Raw genomic sequence first — 20137 nt, forward strand, 5'->3', positions numbered from 1 at the left:
ACCCGGCCAGGCTGGTCTATGCGATAAGAAGATCGTCGAGAGTGTCGCCGATCGTGGCGAGGGCTTGCCGGTAATTCACAATCGCGGACTCGTTCGGTGTGGGGGCGGCGGCGAGCTTGTCCCGGGCATCAGCGACCATGGCCGCCCAGGCGGCGTTGTCGAGCATGCCGGTGGTGTCGAGGAAGGCCAGAATCCGGGCGCCGTCGGCGAAACGTGCCACTGCCGGCATCATCGTGACGAAGCCGACCAGGACAGCGCAGGCCGCGTGCATGTTGTCGACCTCGAGCAGTTCTTCGACGTGGGCACGGAGTAGCTGATAGGCGGCTCTGCGGTCGCCGCGCTGGAACAGCGCCTGGGCACGCACGGACTGGTTCGGCGAGTGGGTGCGTGCCGGCAGCGGCACGTCAATCGCCTGGTCGAACAACTGGTCGGCGACGGCCCGTTGACCTTGGAAGGCGGCGGAGAAGCCAAGCAGCATCAGCGTCCAGTGCAACAAGGTCGGCGGGCCGTGGCTGCGGAACCGGTCGACGAGCTGGGTGAGCTGGGCCTCTCCGCGTGCGTACTGTCCCTGAAAGACCAACGCTGCGCCGAGGTCGACCTCGACCTGCGCGGCGAGATCGCCGGCGCCGAGCTGGCGCAGCTCGGCCAGCGCTGGCGGCGCCGTGTGTATCTGAGTTGCGTAGTCGTCGTGGACGTTGGCCCGCAGGTGCCGGGCTACCGGGTCGTCCTGATCGCAGTGCTGCCGGACCAGGGTGTCGAACCCGGCTGGGTCCTGACGGACGTGATAGCGGGACGCGGCAGCGATCAGGCTGGCCACGACCCGCGGCCGGTCCTCGGCCGGCGCCTGTTCGAGGAGGCGCTGCGCCCACTGCCCGATCTCGTGCCGGTGCCGCCGGGCGGCCTCGGTGCAGATCGGCCGGAACAGGTCATGGGCGAGGCGGTAGTCGCCGCCGGTAAAGGCCCGGTCAACCGCTACCCGCAGGTTGGGCCACAGCTCGTCCAGCCGGGCGACCCCCTGGACTTCGGCGGGTCCGCCGAGCTGATCGTGCAGCGAGGTCACCCGTTCCCGTACGTATCGGGTGTGCGCGGCCTGGACGGGTGCGGCCGCCGGTCCCGCGGCGAGGTGTTCGGCGGCGAACTGGCGGACTGGTTCCAGCAACCGGAACTGCTGGCCGAACGGGCCGGGTTCGGCGGCCACCATCGAGCGCTGCACGAGGGTGTGCAGCACGTCGTTGACATCCAGGCCGCTGCCGGCCGCAATGGCCGCGGCTCCGGCCCGGTCGACTGGGCCGGTGCACACCGACAGCCGTTGCAGCAGGTCCTGTTCGGCCGCGGTGAGCAGTCGGTAGGACCATTGGATCGTGGCCCGCATGGTGCGATGCCGGTCCGCTCCGGTCCGCCGCCCGCCGACCAGCAAACCGAGCTGATCGTCGATACGCTCGCGGATCTCCTGCGGGGTGTGACTGACGGTTTGGGCGGCGGCCAGCTCGATGGCGAGGGGAAGCCCGTCGAGGTAGCGGCAGATCTCCTCGATCACCTCCCGTGCGGCACCCGTCGGGCCGGCGACGGTCAGCGCGTTCGCGCGTTCGGTGAACAGGTCGGCGCCGGCCCCGGCCGCGGGCAACGGCGGTACGGCGACCAGCCGTTCGTGACCGTGGCTGAGGCCGAGCGGTTCCCGCGCGGTGGCCAACACCCGCACCTGCGGGCAGCCGTCGGCGACGGCCTGGGCCAGGCGGGCTGCGCCCTCCACGACGTGTTCGCAGTTGTCGAGCACAAGCAGTGCCCGGAGTGAGCTCAGGGCCAGCACAATGGACTCACTCAGCGACCGGCCTGGGCCCTCCTCGGCGCGTACCGCCGCGGCGACGGCCTGGGGGACGTCCTGGTCGGTCGTGATCTCGGTCAGGTCGACCAGCCAGGCGCCGTGCTCCAGCCGGGCCCGTTGGGCGGCCGCGAGAGCGAGCGCGGTCTTGCCGATGCCGCCCGGCCCGACCAGGGTGACCACCGGGCTCTCCGCCAACGCCCGGCCGATGCGGTCGAGGTCGCCGTCGCGGCCGATCAGGCGCACGGCACGCCGGGGCAGCCGGTCTACCGGCTCGGACCGCTGCTCGCCGCCGATGCGGTGGTCCTGGCCGAGGATCGCCAACTCCAGGCGGCGCAGTCGCGGCCCGGGCTCCACGCCCAGGTGCTCGATCAGCCGCTGCCGGGCAGTGCGATACGCGGCCAGCGCGTCAGCCTGCCGACCCACCCGGTACAGCGCCGTCATCAGCAGCGCCCAGATGCCCTCACGGTACGGATACCGCACGCTCAGCTCGGTCAGCGGACCCACGGTCGCTGCGGCGTCAGCGTCCACCCGGGCGGCGAGGTCGGCCTCGACCGCGCCGAGCCACCGCTCGACCAGACCGTCCACGGCCGCGGCCAGGCCGGGCACCGGCACCCCGGCCAGCGGATCGCCGGTCCACTCGGCGAGCGCCCCGGCGAGATCGCCGGCCTCGACCCGCCGGCCGAACCGGATCACATCGACCGCATCGGCGGGCACATCGAGACGGTACGCGGCACCCGAGCGCACAATCCGCGTGGCGCCCAGACCGCCCCGCAGCCGAGCGATGTACGACTGCAGGGTTCGGACGGCAGTACGGGGTGGTTGCTCGCCCCACAGCAGATCGATCAGCCGCCAGTCCGGAACCGCCGTGCCGGGCTGCAACGCCAGGGCCGCCAGCAGCGCACGGCACTTACCCGCCCCGATGTCGACGACGGCACCGTTCCCGTCCACCACCTCGACTCCACCGAGCAACCGTATGCGTACCGCCGGACCTGCCATAGCCACTCCCGCGTCCGATAACCCGCCCCGACCCGCAGCTCAACATCTTCTCAACGCCCGTACAACGCCGACCCAACGTAGGTCCGCCACGATCGGGCCACCTCGATCGCGGGAGGCAGGTCGCCGCCCGCCGCTCGAACCCGCCGCAGCCCGACCCCGGGTTGCCACGATACTGCTGGAGGAACGATGTCCGAACGGTCCGCCGCCCGCCTCGCCGGTGCCCTCTTCCTACTGGTCATCGCGGTCGTCCTGGCCAGTTCGGCTGCCGGCAGCGGCGCCGGCGGCATCGCGGAACGGCTCGACGACATCGCCACAGACCCGTCCGGGCTACGGCTCAGCATCGTGCTGCTGGCCGTCGCCGGCGTCGCCACGCTGGGTCTGGCCGCCATGCTGCACGCCATCACCCGGCGACAGGACCCGTCCCTGGCCGCTTTCGCCCTGGCCTGCCGAGCGGTGGAGTCGGGACTCTACGCAGTACAGATCCTCGGTGCCATGCTGCTCCTGTCGCTCAGCCGGCAACAAACGGACACTGCCCGGGAACTGGGCGCGGCGACGGTCGACATCGCTGCGTGGAGCACGAACGTCGGCGCCTGCTTCTTCGCCGTCGGTAGTGCCGTTTACGCCTACCTACTGCTGCGGTCCCGCGCGATCCCCCGACCGCTGGCCAGCCTCGGCCTGCTCGCATCGCTGCTGCTCGCCGTCAGCGTCCCCGTGCAAAGCGCCGCCGGCTCCGTCACCGCCGAGGGCGCCGGCTTCCTGCTGTGGCTGCCGATGCTCGCCTTCGAAATCACCGCCGGCGGGTGGCTGCTCATCAAGGGCATCCGGTCCACGGATCCCGTCCGCTCTTCTCTCGCTGGCGCGAAGGAGAGCGACAAGGTGAGGGTGGCATAACGAAGCAGACCAACTCGGACGCCGGCATCCGACGGCTCACCCCCGCACGTCCTCGCTGAGCTCCACCCGCTCCTGGTGAATGTGCCCGGCGCCCCGCGCCTGCCTACCGCCGGGCACGACACCGCCCGACCCGGCACCGCCGGGCACAACACCGGAGGGCCCGTCGCCGCCGGGTCGGGCGTCCTCCGGCTCCTGTCCGAGCAGCCGCGGGTACCTTCGATCGTCATAAGCCGGCTGCGTTGAGGATCTGACACATCCCCTGGACCGGCAGCGCCTCGTTCGCCGCCGCATTCGCGACAACGTCGGCGTCCTCGTCGGCTAACAGGACAGTTAACAGTTCCTCATCCAGCCCGGAGTGCCCCGCCGCTGTCCGGCGTACCTGCACGTCCGGATCGGCGGCGAGACGCACGAGCAGTGGTCGCGGTAGGCCCGCGTCATGCAGCACCAACCTCCGGACCCGAGGATCTGCGGCATTGACGAAGCCCGGCAGCGCCTCACGGGGAAAGTTGGGGTGCGCAACCAGGCCGGGGCGAAACGGGCCGCCGTCGCCGGACTCGCGGACAAACCGCTCCAGGACCGCCGGGGATACATCCGGACGCATCGCGGCATATCGGCCCACCCGCCAGTCGGGGTCGACATCGAGTCGCTGCCATGCCTCTGGCGGCAGGTCCCGGCTTCGTGCGAGGGCGCGGCGGAAAGCCACGTGCGGGGACTCTAGGTACATCAACCGTGCCGGCAGTGGCTCTTCGCACACCCAGTCGGGCTCGAGGAAGTTCCATTCCAGCGCCACCACGGCCTCGATGCTGCCGGCCTTCACCTCTTCGGCCAGCTGCGCGTAGAGCCGGTCCCGAGTCTGTGTATCGACGAGCCGGTGCTGGGCAATGATGGCCCGCACCACGGGATCCGGGTCGGACACCAGCCGTGCGACCGCCTCGACCGGCAGCGTGGGGTTCCGTGCTGCGGCCTCGCGGACCTCGTCGTCCCGGGCGGCGGCCAGATTCATGCCGTCAAGATGCAACACTGCCGAGGGATCGCGGTGTGCCAAGATTTCGATCGCCGCCGGGTCCGGCAGAGTCTCGCGCCGGCGCGATATCTCACGAGCCGCACGGGCATGGCGAGCCAACCGGACGAGAACACCCTGCGACGCCCTGGGGTTGCGCGCCAACCCGAGCAGCCTTGCCATCGCCTGGTCAGTCACGCCTCACGCTCGAGGTGGATGCGGAGGCGGCCACGACCGGGCCGGTGCCGGGGATCGGAGCTGACCGGGGCCGGAGGCGACGGTGCCCGAGAACAGCCGCGACTGCCCCGATGAAGCCACCAGCCACCGCGAGCAGGAACGCGGCGGTGCTGTCGGACGCGTCCACGGCCTGACCGCCGACAGCAGCTCCGGCGGCCAAGCCGACCGCCACCGCGCTGGACAGCCAGGCGAACCCCTCAGTCAACGCGGCGCGCGGCACCAATGACGCGGCCAGCGAACTTCCAGCGATAAGAATCGGTGACACGGCTACACCGGCGAGCGCGACACCGACGGCCAACACCGGCACGGTGTCCGCGAACACCATCGGCACGGCGACCACACACAGCGCGGCGGCCGATCCCACGAGGCGTTGCCGGGACGTGATCCGGTCGATCGGCACCGGCCCGTACACCAGCCCGGCGACAAGGCTGCCGACCGCGAACAGCGCGAGCAGCACGCCCGCGACACCGGTGGCGCCGCGCTCGGTACTGAACGACACCACAGCGACGTCGACCGCACCGAGAAACACCCCGAGACCGACATAGACGGTGAGCAGGACCCCCATGCCCCGGGCCCGGACCGCACTCGCCCGCCGCTGCTGGGGCGCCCGCGGCGGTTCGGTGCGCCGCTGGACAGCGAGCGCAAGCGAGCCGAGCACGGTGAGCACCAGGGCGCACAGCAGCCCGGCCGCCGGGAACCAGCCCACCGCCAGGGCGGTGACCAACACCGGACCGGCCACATAGATGACCTCGTCGAGGATGGATTCGAAAGCGTACGCCGTCGGCACCCGGGCCGAATCGACGAGCACCGTCCACCGGGCCCGGACCAGCGAGCCGAGCGGCAGGGCCGACGCCCCGACGAGCGCGGCGGAGCCGATCAACGTCCACGCCGGCGCGGACCGGCCGGCCAGGATTACAAGCGCCACCACCCCGAAGGCGTGTACGAGCACCGAGACGGCGATGACGATCCGCTGCCCGAACTGGTCGGCGGCCCGCCCCAACGCCGGGGCGGCAACCGCCTGCGCCAGGGTGAGTGCGGCGGTGACCACGCCGGCGAGGCCGTACGAGTCGGTCTGAATGGAGATCATGAGCAGGCAGCCGAGGCTGCGCATCGACATGGGCAGCCGACCGACGAAGCCGGCGGACACGAAGAGGGCGGCACCGGGCGTGCCGAGTAGCTCACGGTACGCGCGCAAAGCTAACTACCTTTCCTCAGTATCGCCAGCAAACCCGTCAACAGCATCGCAATTCGGCGCTCGCTTCGTCGTCGCCCGCAAGCTCGGGCGGGCCTGAGTGATGAGCCGCGGCGCCGACGAGCCGGCTCAGCCGATCGTCCCGCCGTCGGCGCGGAATCAGGGCGTGAGCCGGTTCGGTCCCCGGAACAGGAACATAGCGTCCCGGATGCTCTCCAGCCCGAGCAGCACCATCAGGATCCGGTTGATCCCGGCGCCGAAGCCACCGTGTGGTGGAGTGCCGAACCGGAAGCAGTCGGTGTACGACGTGAGCGCTTCGAGTCCCAGCCCTTTCTCCTCGGCCTGCTCGAGCAGCACATCGTGCCGGTGCTCACGCTGGGCACCCGTGGTGATCTCCAGCCCCTTCCAGAGCAGGTCGAAGCTGGCCGTCACGTCGGGGTTGTCTGCGGGGCGCAGGTGGTAGAACGGGCGTACCGCCACCGGGAACTCGGTGACGAACACGAATTCACTGCCGTGCTCCTCGGCGGCGATTGCCGAGATCATCCGCTCGCCTTCGGGGTCCAGGTCCGCCTTGACTCCCTCAGGGTCCCAACCATGGGACCGCAGCAGGCTGATCGCCTCCGCCATGGTGTACCGGGGAAACGGGGTCGCCGGCACGGTGACCTCGACGCCGAAAGTCTCCCGGGTGGTCTCGCCGTGCCGCTCCTTGATGCGGCGCAGCATGTGGGTGAGCATCCGCTCCTCGAAGCGCATCACATCGTTGACGTCGTCGATCCAGGCGATCTCGACGTCCAGCCCGGTGAACTCCGTGGCGTGCCGAGAGGTGAAGGACGGCTCAGCGCGAAACACCGGACCGATCTCGAACACCTTGTCGATGCCGCCGGCGATCGCCATCTGCTTGTAGAACTGCGGGGACTGCGCAAGGTATGCGGTGTGCTCGAAGTACCTCACCGCAAACACCTCGGAGCCGGACTCGGACGCCGTGGCCATCAGCTTCGGGGTGTGCAACTCGGTGCAGCCCTCGGCATACGCGAACTCCCGCAGCGCCTCCTCCAGCGTCGTCTGCACCGCGAAGGTGAGCTGGCGCTCCGGCTGGCGTACGTCCAGGAACCGCCAGTCGAGCCGCTGGTCGATGCCGGTTTGCCGGTCGATCGGGAGCGCCTCGGAGCGGGACACCACCTCGATCGCGGTAGGCCGGATCTCCAGGCCGCCGAGCTTGACGTTGGATGCCGAGATCACCACGCCGGTGACTTTGACGGCGGACTCCGGGGGTATCCCGTGCTCGATCAGCTGCTCCAGCTCACCCGGCTCCTCGGTACGCTTGTTCGTGATCTGCACCAGCCCGGTGTGATCGCGTAGGATCACGAACTGGATCTTGCGCTGCAACCGCAGGGCGTTCACCCAGCCGTAGACGGTCACCTCCTGACCGACGGCTGCGGCGAGTTCACGGATAAGCGTCCTGGAAACCACAGGTCCCTCACCTCTCAGCAGGTACTCGAAGGTGGCCGCCCAGGAGTCTAGGTATCCACTGTCTACCGTCGAAGGTATTTTCGCCGCCGAGGGGGCCCGTACCCCGCCGGCATCGGTGGCACTTTCACACCGGCTGTGACTCACGCCCGGACCGCCGGCGGTGCCGGACCAGGCGGGTCCAGGTCCAGATCGAGTCGACCAGGAAGATGATCAGCCAGATCCTGCTGGCGCCCAGCTGCCACGGCGCGTCGCCAAGGTCGCCGTTGAGGGCCTCCAGCAGGGTGTACCGGCCGCTCGCGACCGCGGCGAGCCAGGAGTGGCCGAGTGCCGCGAAGGCCACCTGCCCGGCGATGAACACGGCCGCCCGGACGGTCCAGCGACGCCGCAACTCGACCGGCGAGTGGCGACGCTGCAGTGGCGGTGCCGGTGGCACTGTCTCCGCCGCCGGCGTCGCCACCGGGTCCGCAGCACCCGACGGCTGGGGCGGTGGCCGGTCCGGTACACCGACGCGGCGCAGTGCGGCCGGGACGAGCGCCGCTCCCGCCACGAGCACGCCGGCCGCGCCGACGCAGGCCCCGCGCCACCCACCACTCTGGTAGAGCGCGCCGGCACTCAGCGGGCCGAGGACCGCGCCGAGCAGGGTCGCGCTCTGGTAGATACCCATGCCGCGCCCGAGGCTGCCGTCGGAAGCCTCTGCGGCGACGGTCTGCTCCACCGGGATCGCCGCGGCCAGGCAGGCGGCGGAGACCGCCCACAGTGCCCCGATGATCACCGGGTTGGCCGCGAAGGCCAGCCCGACGGCGACGACGGCGCTCGCGATCAGCGAGGAGGTCAGGGTTGCCGCGCGTCCGATCCGCCGTACGACTGCGTACAGGCGCAGCGGCAGCGTGGTGAGGATGACGAAGCCGGGCAGGAACACCAGGGCTATCTGGCCGACGGTGAGACCAAAGCCCCGCTGTAGATGCAACAAGAGCAGCAGGGATACTCCGAACTCTACGGTGGCGGTGACCGCCACCACCACGAGTAATGGGCGTAGCCGGCGGGCGACCTGACGCAGGTCGGCCTGCGCGCGCGACTGCCCGCCGGCCGGTGTCGAGCTGGACAGGAGCAGCACCGCGGCGAGCAGGCAGGCAATCCCGGCGGTGGCGAAGACCAGCTGGTACCGGTCGTTGTCGAGGAGGGTCAGCGCGACGAGGAAGCCGATCCAGATGCCGGTTCCCTCGGCGGACAACAGCCGGCTGTAGATCGCCGCGTCGTCGCGCAGATGCTCACCAACGCGCGCCCGCAGCGCCACCCAGAACAGCGCCCCACCGATTCCGCCGCAGACAGCAGCGCCGAACGCCAGACCAAGGTCGTTGGCGAGCGCATATCCAAAAGGGGATAGTCCGAACAGCACAGCCCCGGCCGCGGCTACCCGCGTCCGGTCGAAGCGGTCGGCCAGGACCCCGGCGACCGGCCGACACAGCAGGGACAGCAACGCCTCGGTCGCGGCCAACGCGCCGACCTGACCGGCCGTCGCGCCGATGGCCGCACCGGCCCACAGCGGCAGAAGGAAGTCCAGCACCTCGGCCGGCCCCCGCGCCAATGCCGCCGCAGCCAGCACCCGAAGACCGCGACGGTGGCCTGCGGTCTGGGCCGGGGACATGGACGCTTCCTACCAGGAATGCGACAACTGCAACAAGCCCCTACCCCTCATGAGCCACCAGATCGAGATACCTGACAGCCACGTGCGCCTCGGCTGAAATCAACTGCTGAACCAGACCCTTCTCCCGGTCCGACAGTCCCTCGACAAGATCGCTCGGGAAGACGGCTTCGAGGATCACCTCGAGATGTTGGGACCGGATGTCATCCGCCTGGTCTCGGCCTGCAGTAAATTGGCGACGCTCGCTACCCTGCGAGAGGTCGCAGCCGATCCGGAATCGGTCACGCTGATGGATCGTTACACGTACTGCCAGTACGCAGCGGTTCGGTTGCAGCAGGCCACCAACGAGGATTTCCTCCGACGCCTCAACCGCGCGCTCCCCACTCCCGACCTGACCGTCTTCCTCGACGTCGATCCAGCCGGCGCTCAACGGCGTATCGAACGTCGCGGCATCGATCGGGAGAGCATCGACTTTCTCGCCAGCTATCGGCGTGCCTACCTGTCCCTGCCAGAGTTCGACAGCTTCGTCGTCGTGGACGGCAACGGTGGACGGGAGGCCGTGCAGCGGGCTCTGCGTGAGGTCGTCGCCAGCGCCCTCGACCTTCGGGTGTCCCTTCCCCGGACGCCATCCGTTTCGGCCGCGGACGCTGGCCGTTGATGTGGTTGCGAATCCGTGGAGGTGAATCTTGCCAGCGCGCGGAACATCAGCTAGCCCCTGGGACAGCTGGCATCGTCGCCGCTGCGCTGCTGGCACATCGTTGGTGCTGGAGGTGAAGGCGAGGGCGGGTTGAGGTCTCGGTACGCCTCAGCGGCCACCGGCACCGCGAGGAGGCAGAGACCAAACGCGATCACCAGGTAGACAGCGGCAGTCCTGCGGAGTCGCCCGCAGACGGCCACGACGGCGATCACCACCGGGCCAGCCACCACCTCGGCCGCCGTGTCGTTCCGCCCCACCCTGTCGTGATACGCGACCAGGCCAGGGGCCGAGGAGTTCCTGACCGAACGAACTCAGCCGGGTGCGTCCGGCCGGGGCAACCCGAGCACCGTCGCCATCCACGGCAACGCTACCCGCAACTGACGCAGCTGGAACTCGCGAACCAGCGGCAGCTTCGGCAGGAGGGGCAGGCCGGCACGGCTGGCGAAGAATCCGGTGACGAGCGTGACCACCGTCGGGTCAGGGTCGGTGAGCACCTCCGAGGGCTGCGGCCCACCTTCGAGGGCGAGACTCGGCAGCCAGAAGGCGAGATCGAACTGCGGATTGCCGAGGGCCGCGTGGTTCCAGTCGAACAAGACCGGCTGGTTACCGCGGAAACAGAGGTTGTCGCTGCGGACGTCGAGATGGACTATCGAGTCCCCGTCCATGCCGGCGAAGTCGGCGGCGTCGAGAATGATCGGCAGACACTGGTGCAACCACTGCGGGGTACAGAGACCCAACGCCAGGAACTGCGCTGGATTCTGGACGATCTCGGGCCAGCCACCCTGGCCGTACCAGGTCCGTGAAGCAGGGAGCAGGCCGTCGGTGGCGGGCTGGGCCGCGATCTCGCGCAACGTGTCCTGTACCGCCCGCAGCTGCTCCGAGGACCAGGGTGGGGGCCAGGTCGAGGTGGAGAGATCCTCCAGCACGAGCACGGGTAACTCCCCGTCGTCATGCCAACCGATCAGCTCCGGCATGAACGGCCCGTGGAGCTGTTCGTAGACCTGGTGCTCACGGCGCAGCCAGACCGCACCCGGCTCGTCGTCGGCGTGCTTGGCGAAGACCGTCCGGCTGTCGTCCAAGCGTACGAGCCACCGCCGGTTGTTCGCATATCCCTGGCGGACGGGTACCGCGTGCACCACCTGGTGGCCGGTTGCGCGCGCGATCCGCTCCGCCTCGTCTCCGGCCAGCACCGCGTCTGCCTGCACCGGGCCAAGGTAGCAGCCGGTCAACCGATTCGGGTTGCAGTTTCAGCACCGCAGGCAGCAATGGACTACCCGGTCAAGGTCCCACCTATATGGACGCGTTTACACCCGCCCGAACCACCTTCTGCATTGGTGGCGAGGAGTGTCAGGAGTCTGCCACTGTTGGCGCCTCCTGCTCTTGGGGAGGTGACGCCGTGTCGGAAACATGAAGCATCGTGGTCAGCAGAAGCGCGGCGAGGCTGGTACCGGCTGCGGCGAGGATCAGCGGGATGGTTACTCCCCAGCGCTCCAGCAGCGCACCGCCAACTGCGTACCCCGCCGGGCCGGCGAGTAGGTTCGCGTCATCACGAAAGCAATCACTTTGGCCCGAATGCGGTCGGGGGAACGCGTAAGGATGATCGTGATCACCGGGGCGTTGAGCATGGGGGTAAAGACGCCGGCCAGGACCAGGACCAGGATGCTCTGCCAGGCGGTGAGCGGCAGGGGCAACAGCCACAGCGGCGCGGCTACGGCCACGGCCGCCCAGTGCACCCAACTTCAGTGGCGGAAGACGCGACGCCAGCCGCATGACCACGAAGACACCGATCAGAGCACCGGCACCCCAGCCGCCGATCAGCGCACCAGCCACGGCCGAGTTGGCCTGAAAGCGTTCCACGGTCAGGACCGGCAGGGTCACCACCAGGATGGGGAAGAAGGTACCGAACGCGAGAGCCGCCGCCGTTACGCGTCGTAGCAGCGGGTGCGTGAGCACAAACCGGGCGCCTTCGAAGGTGCCACCTTGTGGCGCTGCCGCGGCAGCGACTGATCTCCTGGATCGGGGAAGAGCGAGCATCAGGATGGCGATCGACAGCGCGTAGGTCGCCGCGTCAAACCAGAGAACGTTGAGCTCGCCGATCTGAGTGATCAGCAGACCGGCGATGGCGGGACCCAGAAGCTGTGCCGTCCGGGTGCCGCCCTCAATCAGCGCATTGCCCTTGGTCATCAGGGCTTGGTCGTCGCCGAAGGCCTCGGGCAGGATCAGACGCTGCGCCGAAAGGTACGGCGCGGTGCAGGAGCCGAGCGCGAAGACGACCGCCAGCAGCACCGGAAGCGACAGCAGCCCAAGCAGGTGCAGGATTGGGATGAGCAGGACCAACGCTCCTCGTACGGCGTCCGCCAGGAGCATCGTGGCGCGCACCCCGATGCGCTGCACCACAAGGGCCGCACGATTCCCAGCATCGTCTTGTTGAGGAGCCGCTTCGGGGCGCTGTCGGACGGGGTGGCCGTCTCGACGGCTTCGGCCTCGGTCACCTTGGTCCCCTCGTCGCTGCGCGGGCCGCGGCAACGTGAGTCAACTGCCATGACGCTGGATCGCGGCTACTGTCCGGAATGGCGCGAAGTAGCGAAGCATAGACGTCCCCCACTCCACACACAAGGGAGCAGCGAAGAGCCGATCACGCTCCGCAGCCGGAAGGACCGAGGCAATCACCCGGAACGCCTACGCTGCGCCTTTTGTAATTCTATGTGTGCAATAACCCATTTATCCTTGTGACTCCGTTCGCTAGCCCTGCCACCGACCGGGAGTCAGCAGGCTGGATAGTGCATCCTGCAGGTGGGTGTGCAGGAAGGGTTGATCGTGAATTCGGGTCAGGTGAACGCGGCCAACACGCGTACCGCGACGGTCACTTCGGTACTGGATGGCGCCACCGGCTGGGAACCCCTCGCCGGCGGGCTCGCCCACCACGTGCAGCGAGTCCGGCTCGCCGATGGCCGGCCGGCAGTGGTCAAGCAGACCCCGGCATCCTCGCAGAGCCCGCCCGGCATGTTCGCGCTGGAAGCCGCGGGGCTGCGCGCCCTCAGCGAGCTCGGTGGCGTCCACACACCCGAGGTCTACGAGGTGACCGAGCACCATCTCGTCCTCGCCGCCCTGGCTCCCCGCCCCGACACCGACCAATACTGGGAGGAGGCCGGCCGCGCAATCGCCCGGCTGCACTCTGTTGCGGGCAGCACCTTCGGCTGGCCCGAGGACGGCTGGCTCGGCCTGCTGCCCCAACACAACAAGCAGACCAGCAACGGCCACGAGTTCTTCGCCACCCACCGGCTACTGCGCTACGCGACCGAGCCGAAGGTCCAACAGGTCCTGGACCCCACCGACCTGACCCGGCTGGAGCGCATCTGCGAACGGCTACCCGACCTGCTCCCACCCGCCCCCGCCGTGCTCACCCACGGCGACCTCTGGCGCAACAACCTCATCGCCACCGACCAGGGCACCCCCGTGTTCATCGACCCCGCGGTGCACTGGAACTGGGCCGAAGCCGACCTCAGCATGATCTACAGCGTTGACCGCCCGCCCGAGCCCTTCTTCGCCGCCTACGAGGAAGCCGCCGCTCCCCAGCCCGGCTGGCGTGACCGGATGGACCTGCTCAACCTCCGCGAACAGCTCAGCGTCCTCGCCCACTTCGGCTCCGACCTCCCGGACTGGATCCGCGACACCAAGACCGTGCTGCGCAAATACAGCTGAACGGCGGGGCTTCAGTCGGCACCGGGCGCTGCAGCAGCCAGCCGGAACCACCTGGCACCTGGTCCGGCCGGAGGCTGGAGGAGCGCCGCGAACTGCCGTAGCTTGTCCTCATCGGGCAGGGAGGCGCCATGTTTGCCGAGCACGTGCGGGACCCTGCAGCAACCGCCGTGATCTTCGGCTTCTTCGCTTCGAGCTGGTTCGGCTGGGCGCAGGAGTCGCCTCCTGGCAGGTGGCGCGGGCTCCTCGCCGCCGGCTCGGTGACCGGCCTACTCACCGCGATCGCCGGTGCTCTGCTGACCTGGCGGCTCTGGCACAACGACACCGCCTTCGACGAGGCCACCAGCCGCGCGTTCGGGGTCGTGGTCGCCATCGAGTTCGGGGCCGCGGCTCTCGGGTCGGTCCTACTCGCGCTCCGCGGCCGACGGGACCTGATCTCGATGTGGGTCGCCTTCGTCGTCGGTGCCCACCTCTTCCCGGTCGCCGCGCTGATCGGCTATCCGATGATCCACGTGGTCGCCGTTCTCATCACGGCCGTCTCGGTCGCCGCGCTCCCGGTCGCCCGAGCCCGGAAGCTGTCGGTGAGCGCAGTCGTCGGCGCGCCAACCGGGCTGGTCCTGCTCGCCGCTGCGCTCTTCTCTGTTGTCTCCGCAGCCATCGTCGGTTTCTGAATCCCTGCACTGCTGGAAGCGGCAGATTTTGCTTGCCGCAGTCGTGTGGTTGTCCGCTACGTTGCCCCACGTGACTGTCGAGGTCCCCTACCGCCCGCTTCCCCCCAACCAGTCGAACGTCCGGTACGCGCATGGCCCGGACTCGGGCCCGCAGCAGGGTGTGCCCGCAGGCGAAACCATCGAGTTCGACTGGCGCGAAAGCCGTGCCTACCCGGGGACATCTCGCAGGTTCTGGGTTCACCTTCCGGCGCAGTACGACCCGGCAGAGCCAGCGGCGCTGATCGTATTTCAGGATGGAAGGTTGTATCTGGACGCGGAGGGGGAAGTCCGGGGCGGAACCGTTCTGGACAATCTCATCCACCGGGGAGAAATTCCGGTAACCATTGGCCTGTTCGTGGACCCGGGCATCTTCGAGGGGGCCGAGAATCCGAAAGACCGCAACATCGAGTACGACGCCTTCGACGATCGCTACGTCAACTTCCTCCTAAACGAGATCATCCCTCAGGTCACCGACCGCTACGCAGTTACCGAGGACCCTGAGCTGTGGGGCATCTGTGGTGGTAGCAGTGGCGGCAACTGCGCCTTTACCGCGGCGTGGCTCCGCCCGGACAAGTTCCGTCGGGTCATCGGCTGCCTGTCCAGCTTTGCGCAGATGCCCGGCGGTAATCCATACCCCGAACTGATTCCCCGCGTTCCCCGCAAGCCGCTCCGTATCTTCCTGCAGGCCGGCCATCGAGACCTGCACTGGAACGAGCCCGAGCAAAACTGGCTGGCAAACAACCTCCGAGTCGCAGCCGCCCTGGCGGAAGCGGGCTACGACTTCCGTCTGGTACTGGGCGATGGTGGCCACAGCCCAAATCATGGCGGCACCCTTATCCCCGACGCTCTGCGGTGGCTGTGGCGGCCCAGCCGATAGCCGGCGAGCGATGCTTCGCACCTTGGCTCAGAGAACACTCTCCCGGCGCGAACGGAGGCCAGCGTATATATTTAGCCACGCTGTTATGACGAGTGGGGGTACGTCGGTGAGTGACCAGCGTCAGCAGGGCTACAAGTTGAACCGGCTGCACCACACGCAGTTGGCCATCCCGCCGAAGTCGGAGCCGACCGTGCGAGAGTTCTACGGCGGCGTACTCGGCATGGCCGAGATAGACAAGCCGCCAGCTCTCGCCGCGCGCGGTGGTTGCTGGTTTCGCTCCGGCGGGCTCGAGATCCACCTCGGCGTAGAGCAGAACTTCCGGCCGGCCCGCAAGGCGCACCCGGGAATCCTGGTGGATGACATCGACGCTCTGGCCAAGCACCTCGGCGAGCACGGGATCGAGGTCGACTGGGACGACAACTTCCCCGGGCACCGTCGGATCTACGCCCACGACCCGCTGGGCAACCGACTGGAGTTCCTGGAGCCGCAACAACCAGCCTGACCTGGAGCCGCAACAACTGGCCTGACCTGGAGCCGCAACAACTGGCCTGACCTGGAGCTGGAGCAGCCGGCCTAACCTGGTCCGGCGAGGCGCGCCCAGTCGGTGATGAGCGTGACCATGCCTGCTACTCGCTCGACCACCAACTCGGCGGCCTCGTCCTTGCTGTAGTTCGACGACCCAAGGTCGTTGCTGACTGTCCGGCCGAGGACGGCCGGGCCAAACCAGCTGAACTTCGCGGCGTCACACGCGCCGACGGCGACCCGAACCGCGTCCTCGGAGCCGGCCCAGCCACCGTCCCGCAAGCCCTTGAGGTAGCCGTCGAGACAGCTCGCCGCGATCTCCGGCAGCAGGTCCGGATCCATCAGGCCGTGGGCGACCATTCGAAACCACCGGCGCCGCAGACGTGGTCCAGCCAAAGTTCGACCATGCCGTCAGCACGTACGGTGGTCTCCAGCAACTCCGGCCCACTGATGCCGGCCTCGGCGTAGGCAGTCGAGGTCAAGCCTTCCGCGTAGGCCAGTGACTCCCGCCGCCAGTAGTTCCAGTGCGCCGGCTCGGCGGAGGTCGGCCAGTAGCCGCTGTACCCGGGCGTCCCGGGCTGGTAGATCTTCAACACCGCTTGACCAGGCGTCCCCCGCACACGCCAGATCCCGTAGGTCGCGGCATTTCCCTTGTTGTGCCGCAGCTCCTCGAGTTCGAGCACCGGCAGGCCGACCCGGTCGGGAACGTGGTGGACAGCGACCGACTCACCCTCGCCGATTTCCAACATTCGTCCAGAGCATGCGGCATGACTCAAGTGGTTGACGAGGACGGAGCGGCCCGTTGGAGCGAGGTGACCAGCACCAGCTACGACACCGAATCGCTCGAGGACGTGCCATACGTGACGCTCAGCTCCGGCGGCCACCCGGTGGCGGGAGTCTTCGCCGGCGCTGAGCAGCGCCCTTACGAAGGGCACGAGGCGTGGCTGGCGTACTTCAGGTCCCGATTCGGTGCCACTTTCGTGGCCATCGAACATCGCGGCCAGTCCCGCCTCGGGCACACGACATAGGCCCAGCGCCTCAAGGAAAGCACGAGCCCTGGGGCAGCCGGAGGACTAGTATCATCGACCTACGACATAGCCCCATAATGACGCGGGAGCAGCAACCGGGACCTTGCGCACGGTAGGGGCTTGAACGCGAGAGGAATGGGAACCCGATGAGTCAAGCCAGGGTAGGCACAATCGCGGGCTTCGACCTGACCGTCCAGGACGCGGACCGCATACGCGACTTCTATGCAGACGTGGTCGGCTGGAAGCCAGAGCCGCTAAGCATGGGCGACTACGACGACTACGTGATGCTCGCACCGGACGGTAGCCCGGTCGCAGGCATTTGCCACGCCAGGAGCGGCAACGCCGACCTGCCGCCACAGTGGATCACCTACATCGCGGTCAGCGACCTTTCCGAAAGCCTGACGCGGGCGACCGAGAAAGGTGGCGAGGTTGTGCGGCAGCCCAACGGCACCGGTCCCGGCGGATTCGCGCTGATCAAGGATCCTGCCGGCGCGGTTGTCGCGCTGATGCAGAACCCCCACCCAAGCTGAGCCGTAAACGGCCTCAGCCCCGGTCCGATCCGCAGCCCGCGACTCGACGACACAGACACCACACCGGCGGATCGGCGACGACGCGACTGGTCAGCCACGACGGCGCTGCCACGGTCCGCCCACTTCGGCGCGCTGACAGGCTCGCGTGGTAGCCACCCTTAGCCGGGTTTCGCTGATCCGGAGAGCGGGTAGCCCAGAACCGGTCCTGCCCCGAATTGCTGGCAGCACCGAAAGAGGGGAACGAGGCGATGGCGGCGAAGCTCGACGGCAAGCGGGTGGCGATTCTGGCGACCGACGGGGTGGAAGAGATGGAGTACACCAAGACCCGTGCAGCTGTGGAGGCCGCCGGCGGCACCGTCGAACTGATCTCGCTGGGTGCGGAACCGATTCAGTCAGTGGATCACTTGGACAAGTCCGCGACGTACGAGGTAGACCGGGTCGTCACCGACGCGGACCCCGCCGGCTACGACGCCTTGGTGCTGCCCGGTGGGGTAGCCAACCCAGACTTCTTGCGGGCCGACCCCAACGCGGTGCGCTTCGTACGGACTTTCGTTGAATCCGGTAAGCCGGTAGCCGCTATTTGTCACGGCCTGTGGCCGCTGGTCGAGGCGAACGTGGTGCAGGGCCGCACCCTCACCTCCTGGCCGAGCCTGCGCACCGACTTGGCCAACGCGGGCGCCACCTGGGTTGACGAGGAGGTCTATGTCGACAACGGCCTGATCACCAGCCGCAGACCCGGCGATCTACCGGCGTTCTGCGCCACGTTGGTCGCCGAAATCGCCGACGGCGGGTATGCCGGATCGGCCAGTTGACACCGGCAGCACGGATCTCCTGCGGGAGTAGCAAGTAGCGGCGCACACCTCGCCGGGCACAGCGCTGATCGCGCCCGGCCCGACGAAGTATCGAGCCGGGCGCGGCAACTATGCCTGGAAGCGGGTACGGCGTCGACGCCCGATCACATAGCCCGCACCGCCCAGGAGTAGCAGTGCACCTCCGATGCCGGCCGCGGTCGCGGTGTCGGCACCAGTCACGGCCAACCCACCGCCTTCGCCGCCGGTGGGGTCGGCCGGGGAGGCAGAGGTCGGCGCACCGGTCGGCGCAGCCGTTGGCGTGGCGGTCGGCGTGGCCGTTGGCGTCACGGTCTGCGTCAAGGTGTGGGCTGAGCTGCGCAGTCAAGCTCACGTGCGACGTACAGGCCGTCATTGAGGTAGGCCAGATACACATCGACAGCTGCCTGGCCCAGCACCTCCTGGGTGGCCGCATCCACGTTGGGACCAGCGTCGGTCAACGTCTGGACCACGCGGATCCGCAGATCCACCGACCAGGCGCTCTGCACTTCCGCCCTGAGGAATGATCTGATGACCGTTCAACGGTTCATCCTGTCCGCCAGCAGATTTCGTCCTAATACAGGACGAGAGCAGCTAAACCGTTGGGCACAAAGCGGATCGACCGAGATCGCCTAGCCCAGGGAGCAACGGTCGCGCCGGACGGTCCACCGGTTCACCCGGCGGACCGTCCGGCGCAACCCAGCACCTGCTTCCTGATCAATGACGTGCGCGAGGATCAGAGTGGGTCAACGCCGCTTTGCCCGCTGGGCGTCTTTGATGACCCGGGCGAGTCTCCGACCCGCGCGGCGCTGGGCCGCAGGATCCGCGCGGAGCTCTGCCCACGCGGCCTCACGGCACAGCTGATTCCAGGCCCGCAGTCGCTGCTCGCTCAGCCTCCCGTCGGCGACGGCCGCGAGCACCTCGCAACCAGGCTCGTTGGCATGACCGCAGTCACCGAAGCGACAGCCGAGCGCCAACTCCGCGATGTCGTCGAACCCGGCGTCAACGGTGGCAACGTCGGCATGAACACCGACCTCGCGCACGCCAGGAGTGTCAATCAGGCAGCAACCACCCTTCAGCGCGAAGAGCTGCCGGGCAGTGGTGGTGTGCCGGCCCTTCGCATCCGAGCTGCGGACCTCTCCGGTGGCGCCCAACTCCCGGCCAGCAAGGGCGTTGAGGAGCGTCGACTTTCCTGCCCCGGATTCACCGACGAGCACCAGCGTGCGCTGCGCGCACCGGCCGAGGAGGTCGGATACCCCGGCAGCTGCCGCCGCCGCGACGGAGATGACGTCGACGCCGGGATGCTGCTGGAGCAGACTGCTTTCGATCTGCGCGGTGGATCTCACGAGGTCGGCCTTGGAGAGGATCACCAACGGCGCCGCTCCAGCATCCCAGGCGAGTGAGGTGAAACGCTGCAGCCGGCCGTGGACGACCGGCCGGTCCAAGCCACAGACAATGCCCACCACGTCCACGTTCGCGGCGATGAGCTGACTCCCTCCGGTGGAGGGGTCACGACGGCGGAGCAGCGAAGCCCGTGGCAGCAGGTCAAGAACGCGATCGTCGTCGACGACGACCCAGTCCCCGACCGCGAGCGCGGGCGCCGAGGCCCGTACGGGGAAGTGGCGGGTGCCACCTGCCGTAGTGACCAGGACGGCTGAACCGTCGTGGCGGACAACGCGCCCCGGGCGGCCAGCACCGTGTGCGGCGAGCGCCGCCTGCCATCGGTGTGACCAGCCCAAGGCGGCGAGAGACAAGGATGATTCTGGGGTCTCCGATGGACCCCGGTGGGGAAGAGACAACTGAGGAACCCTCTGCGTGAAGGAGTGAGATCCGATCGGGTGAGCCGATCGTCACCTGATGTCGCTCAGGCGCACGAAGCGTGGCGGTTCTCAGCAATCACATGCATGAAACGCCACCTCCTCCTTCAGATTCCCCGCAGCTTGAGGATTCCCCACAGCTTGAGGACTCCCCACAGCCTCACGATGAGGCCCCAGACC

General features: G+C 68.5%; 19 protein-coding genes and 3 pseudogenes. 9 read left to right on the forward strand and 13 right to left on the reverse strand.

Annotated features, from left to right (window positions below; translation table 11 throughout):
• Nucleotides 1–16: 16 nt before the first annotated feature.
• A complete protein-coding gene (locus tag K228_RS0116150) occupies nucleotides 17–2818 on the reverse strand; it encodes an ATP-binding protein (RefSeq protein ID WP_029723639.1) in 2802 nt (933 codons plus the stop codon).
• Nucleotides 2819–3004: 186 nt separating this feature from the next.
• Here K228_RS0116150 and K228_RS0116155 point away from each other — a divergent pair, with 186 nt between their 5' ends.
• Complete coding sequence (locus K228_RS0116155; RefSeq protein ID WP_025619369.1) at nucleotides 3005–3709, forward strand: DUF4386 domain-containing protein; 705 nt, start codon at nucleotides 3005–3007, stop codon at nucleotides 3707–3709.
• Between the two features lie 223 nt (nucleotides 3710–3932).
• Here the strand turns inward: K228_RS0116155 and K228_RS0116165 are convergent, their stop codons facing one another.
• From K228_RS0116165 to K228_RS29565, 5 genes are all read right to left on the reverse strand, one after another.
• Nucleotides 3933–4712, reverse strand: coding sequence for a hypothetical protein (locus K228_RS0116165; protein ID WP_029723640.1), 780 nt, complete (start codon nucleotides 4710–4712; stop codon nucleotides 3933–3935).
• A gap of 187 nt (nucleotides 4713–4899) precedes the next feature.
• A complete protein-coding gene (locus K228_RS0116170) occupies nucleotides 4900–6141 on the reverse strand; it encodes an MFS transporter (RefSeq protein ID WP_025619371.1) in 1242 nt (413 codons plus the stop codon).
• A 156-nt stretch (nucleotides 6142–6297) separates the two neighbouring features.
• Nucleotides 6298–7608, reverse strand: coding sequence for an aspartate--tRNA(Asn) ligase (aspS, locus tag K228_RS0116175; RefSeq protein WP_025619372.1), 1311 nt, complete (start codon nucleotides 7606–7608; stop codon nucleotides 6298–6300).
• A 124-nt stretch (nucleotides 7609–7732) separates the two neighbouring features.
• A complete protein-coding gene (locus K228_RS0116180) occupies nucleotides 7733–9253 on the reverse strand; it encodes an MFS transporter (RefSeq protein WP_025619373.1) in 1521 nt (506 codons plus the stop codon).
• 40 nt (nucleotides 9254–9293) lie between these two features.
• A complete protein-coding gene (locus K228_RS29565) occupies nucleotides 9294–9431 on the reverse strand; it encodes a hypothetical protein (protein ID WP_245603484.1) in 138 nt (45 codons plus the stop codon).
• Nucleotides 9432–9437: 6 nt separating this feature from the next.
• On the opposite strand from K228_RS29565, the gene K228_RS0116190 reads away from it, so the two are divergent.
• A complete protein-coding gene (locus tag K228_RS0116190) occupies nucleotides 9438–9908 on the forward strand; it encodes a dTMP kinase (protein WP_245603485.1) in 471 nt (156 codons plus the stop codon).
• Between the two features lie 50 nt (nucleotides 9909–9958).
• On the opposite strand, the pseudogene K228_RS27300 reads toward K228_RS0116190, so the two are convergent.
• The 3 genes and pseudogenes from K228_RS27300 to K228_RS0116200 form a co-directional block, all read right to left on the reverse strand.
• Nucleotides 9959–10186: pseudogene (locus K228_RS27300) on the reverse strand (hypothetical protein); the annotation flags it as partial.
• Between the two features lie 72 nt (nucleotides 10187–10258).
• Complete coding sequence (locus K228_RS0116195; protein WP_245603486.1) at nucleotides 10259–11152, reverse strand: aminoglycoside phosphotransferase family protein; 894 nt, start codon at nucleotides 11150–11152, stop codon at nucleotides 10259–10261.
• A 142-nt stretch (nucleotides 11153–11294) separates the two neighbouring features.
• Complete coding sequence (locus K228_RS0116200; protein ID WP_025619375.1) at nucleotides 11295–12344, reverse strand: MFS transporter; 1050 nt, start codon at nucleotides 12342–12344, stop codon at nucleotides 11295–11297.
• Between the two features lie 417 nt (nucleotides 12345–12761).
• Here K228_RS0116200 and K228_RS0116205 point away from each other — a divergent pair, with 417 nt between their 5' ends.
• The 4 genes from K228_RS0116205 (at nucleotide 12762) to K228_RS0116220 (ending at nucleotide 15735) form a co-directional block, all read left to right on the forward strand.
• Nucleotides 12762–13649, forward strand: a complete 888-nt coding sequence (locus tag K228_RS0116205; protein ID WP_033776988.1) for a fructosamine kinase family protein — start codon at nucleotides 12762–12764, stop codon at nucleotides 13647–13649.
• Between the two features lie 128 nt (nucleotides 13650–13777).
• A complete protein-coding gene (locus K228_RS0116210) occupies nucleotides 13778–14317 on the forward strand; it encodes a hypothetical protein (protein ID WP_025619377.1) in 540 nt (179 codons plus the stop codon).
• Between the two features lie 70 nt (nucleotides 14318–14387).
• Entirely contained in the window at nucleotides 14388–15233 is an 846-nt protein-coding gene (locus tag K228_RS0116215; RefSeq protein WP_025619378.1) for an alpha/beta hydrolase, read from the forward strand.
• An 85-nt stretch (nucleotides 15234–15318) separates the two neighbouring features.
• Nucleotides 15319–15735: a VOC family protein gene (locus tag K228_RS0116220; protein WP_029723644.1), complete on the forward strand. Its 417-nt coding sequence runs from the start codon at nucleotides 15319–15321 to the stop codon at nucleotides 15733–15735.
• Nucleotides 15736–15806: 71 nt separating this feature from the next.
• Here K228_RS0116220 and K228_RS29570 read toward each other — a convergent pair whose 3' ends face one another.
• Together K228_RS29570 and K228_RS29575 are read right to left on the reverse strand one after the other, a co-directional pair.
• The gene (locus K228_RS29570) at nucleotides 15807–16115 is read right to left on the reverse strand and encodes a hypothetical protein (protein WP_245603487.1); all 309 of its coding nucleotides are present in this window, start codon (nucleotides 16113–16115) and stop codon (nucleotides 15807–15809) included.
• Nucleotides 16097–16504, reverse strand: a complete 408-nt coding sequence (locus K228_RS29575; RefSeq protein ID WP_245603488.1) for a hypothetical protein — start codon at nucleotides 16502–16504, stop codon at nucleotides 16097–16099. Before K228_RS29575 ends, K228_RS29570 begins: the two co-directional genes overlap by 19 nt.
• Nucleotides 16505–16525: 21 nt before the next feature.
• Between K228_RS29575 and K228_RS0116230 the strand changes: the two are divergent.
• The 3 genes and pseudogenes from K228_RS0116230 to K228_RS0116240 all read left to right on the forward strand — a co-directional run.
• Nucleotides 16526–16783, forward strand: a pseudogene (locus K228_RS0116230) (VOC family protein); the annotation flags it as partial.
• A 146-nt stretch (nucleotides 16784–16929) separates the two neighbouring features.
• Nucleotides 16930–17313, forward strand: a complete 384-nt coding sequence (locus K228_RS0116235; RefSeq protein WP_025619381.1) for a VOC family protein — start codon at nucleotides 16930–16932, stop codon at nucleotides 17311–17313.
• Nucleotides 17314–17561: 248 nt separating this feature from the next.
• On the forward strand, nucleotides 17562–18125 hold the full coding sequence (locus tag K228_RS0116240) for a type 1 glutamine amidotransferase domain-containing protein (RefSeq protein ID WP_025619382.1): 564 nt from the start codon (nucleotides 17562–17564) through the stop codon (nucleotides 18123–18125).
• Nucleotides 18126–18233: 108 nt separating this feature from the next.
• Here K228_RS0116240 and K228_RS25720 read toward each other — a convergent pair.
• Both K228_RS25720 and rsgA read right to left on the reverse strand, forming a co-directional pair.
• A pseudogene (locus K228_RS25720) lies at nucleotides 18234–18673 on the reverse strand (LPXTG cell wall anchor domain-containing protein); the annotation flags it as partial.
• Nucleotides 18674–18886: 213 nt separating this feature from the next.
• Nucleotides 18887–19879 carry a ribosome small subunit-dependent GTPase A gene (rsgA, locus tag K228_RS0116250; protein ID WP_025619384.1) on the reverse strand — a complete coding sequence of 331 codons (993 nt, stop codon included), beginning with the start codon at nucleotides 19877–19879 and terminating at the stop codon, nucleotides 18887–18889.
• Between the last annotated feature and the right edge of the window lie 258 nt (nucleotides 19880–20137).

The organism is Salinispora cortesiana (assembly GCF_000484695.1).
GTDB classification, from domain to species: domain Bacteria; phylum Actinomycetota; class Actinomycetes; order Mycobacteriales; family Micromonosporaceae; genus Micromonospora; species Micromonospora cortesiana.